Source organism: Acinetobacter sp. (assembly GCF_036659555.1).
GTDB lineage: Bacteria > Pseudomonadota > Gammaproteobacteria > Pseudomonadales > Moraxellaceae > Acinetobacter.
On the sequence record NZ_JAVXCI010000166.1, the window covers coordinates 1 to 2,486 of the forward strand.

Below are 2,486 nucleotides of genomic sequence, written 5' to 3' on the forward strand. Positions count from 1 at the left end.
TCCGCGAAACCTGTTCACTTTCTGCACTTAAATAGTTTTGTTGCAAAAACAGTCCCTTTCATAGACCAAATAGGTTGCGGATGACGCTTCCGCGTATCAAACAATATCGCAAGCTTTAAAAAGAAAAAGCCTGTCAGTTTCTTAACTGACCGGCATTAATCATACGATGGCTTTATCATCTGCCTGAAGCGCTAGGCTGCAATAAGCGCTATTTTTTACATTTCCCTTTTGCAATGGAATCAATATCCCCCATCCCATCAGGTGAATTAAGCTTTAAGCAGAGTGCAGCGCCTTTCTTAATATGCATTTCGCCTTTGCGCGGGGAAGCGCCGCCGGCATTATAAACATAGTATTCTTTTCCATCTGTGGTCGTAAATGTGTAGCCATCACCAGAATCGCTGAATTCATTCACCTTTTTTACGACTACGCTCACCCGTTTGCTCTGCGCAGCGAAACTGGCTGTGGCGCATGCAAATAAAGCAGCAGCTAAAAACAGATTTAAAAAATTCATAAAATTACCCCTTGAATTAATCCTTTGCCCAGCCATCTTTATCTTCGATATAAAGCAAAACGGCTAATCCGCCCTCATAGTTAACAGGCATATGCTTTTTTGTTTCAGCATAATGATCCATACCATCGATCAGCTGTTGGCTTCTTTCAGTCTGAAATATATCAAAAAATTATTTCATTCTTCACAGTATAAGACTATAGATAAAGAACCCCTCTCAGCTGGCATTGAGCTTAAACAGGCATCCAGACAGGTTGTGTCCAGCTGCAGCTTATTTTTAAGCATTTATCTTGTATGCCCGCCACGCAGATAGCCGTAAATTCAATTTTGGAAAAATCGGCAATATGGCCCAATGAATTATAAAAGTAAGCGCTGCAAAATGACTGCTGAATAATGGCGGCGGAACAGAAAACGCTCCGCAGGCTGGGCATTCAGATCAGCAAGCATCGAATAATCCTGATAATTTTTTCAGTTGATCCGGCGGCATACTAAAAACCATTTAAATCTTCTATAATTGCCCACTTTTCGGCGATCGAGTAATGCACATGGTTCATCAGGAAGCGGATGTCTTGGTTTTAGGTGCAGGCGCATCAGGCTTAATGTTGGCTTACAAAGCCGCCCAGCGCGGCCGCAAAGTGCTGGTGCTGGAAAAAGCCAACAAAGCCGGCAAAAAAATTCTGATGTCCGGCGGCGGCAAATGCAACTTCACCAACCTGTATGTCGAGCCGGAAAACTACATTTCGCATAACCCGCATTTTGTGATTTCCGCGCTGACCCGCTACAGCAACTGGGACTTCATCGGCATGGTCTGCGAATACAGCATTGCCTATGAAGAGCGCAAGCATGGCCAGCTGTTCACCCTGAATGGCGCCAAAGAAATCCTGTCCATGCTCTTGGAAGAATGCAGCAAAACCGGCTTAGTCGAAATTAAAACCGGCTGCGAAGTCAAAACGGTGAATGCCGTGGATGGCCAAAGCTTCCAAGTGGCGACTTCAGCCGGCTGCTTTAAAGCGGAATCTGTTGTCGTGGCTTCAGGCGGCCTGTCCATTCCAACCCTAGGCGGTTCCGGCATTGGCTATGAAATTGCCAAGCAATTCGGCCACCATGTCTACCCGACCCGCGCCGGGCTGGTGCCTTTTACCTTCTCCGACAGCTTTAAGGAAATCACCGCGCGCCTCAGCGGCAATGCGGTTGAAGCCACCCTGTCAAATGACTTAAACAGCTTCACCGAAGCGCTGCTGTTTACCCACCGCGGACTAAGCGGGCCAAGCTCGCTGCAGCTGTCAAACTACTGGAATGCCGGCCAAAGCTTTCAAATCAACTTCCTGCCGCAGCTGGATGTTGAAGATTTTCTGAAGTCCAAGAAAAGCAGCCAGCCGAAAGTCCTCCTGCGTACGCTGTTCAGCGAGCATCTGCCGAAAAGCGTGGTGGCTGAGCTGCAGAATTTGATTTGGCCCGAGTCAGCTGAAACTGCAATCGGCAATCTGAGCGATGACAAGCTGGAGCAGATTGCGCAGCGCCTGCAGGCTTTTGACGTCAAGCCGTCCGGCACTGAAGGCTACCGCACCGCAGAAGTCACGCTGGGCGGGGTGGATACGGCGGAAGTTTCATCCAAAACCATGGAAAGCAAAAAGCAGTCGGGCCTGTTCTTTATCGGCGAAATTCTGGATGTTTCCGGCCACTTAGGCGGCTATAATTTCCAATGGGCATGGGCCTCGGCGCATGCAGCCTCTGAGTACGTTTAAAAAGCTGCCCGCATGAGAAAGGCGGCTGAGCATGGCTCCAGCCGCCTTTCTTTAAGAATAGCTTTAAGAATAGCTTTAATAATAGACTTCTTGCATAAGTTATTTTTTAAAAAATATTTAATTCACAATGGGAATTCCCTCTCCTTTTTAAGGAGAGGGCTAGGGAGAGGATCTTATTAAAAAACTCCCTCATCCTAACCTTCTCCCTGAGCCATATATGGCGCAAGAGAAGG

Annotated in this window: 2 protein-coding genes; one reads left to right on the forward strand and one right to left on the reverse strand. The window is 47.4% G+C overall.

The features are described 5' to 3' along the window. Nucleotides 1-208: 208 nt before the first annotated feature. Nucleotides 209-511, reverse strand: coding sequence for a hypothetical protein (locus RSA72_RS14360; protein ID WP_332624713.1), 303 nt, complete (start codon nt 509-511; stop codon nt 209-211). Nucleotides 512-1,053: 542 nt separating this feature from the next. On the opposite strand from RSA72_RS14360, the gene RSA72_RS14365 reads away from it, so the two are divergent. Next, a complete protein-coding gene (locus RSA72_RS14365) occupies nt 1,054-2,253 on the forward strand; it encodes an NAD(P)/FAD-dependent oxidoreductase (protein ID WP_332633421.1) in 1,200 nt (399 codons plus the stop codon). The last annotated feature ends 233 nt before the right edge of the window (nt 2,254-2,486 follow it).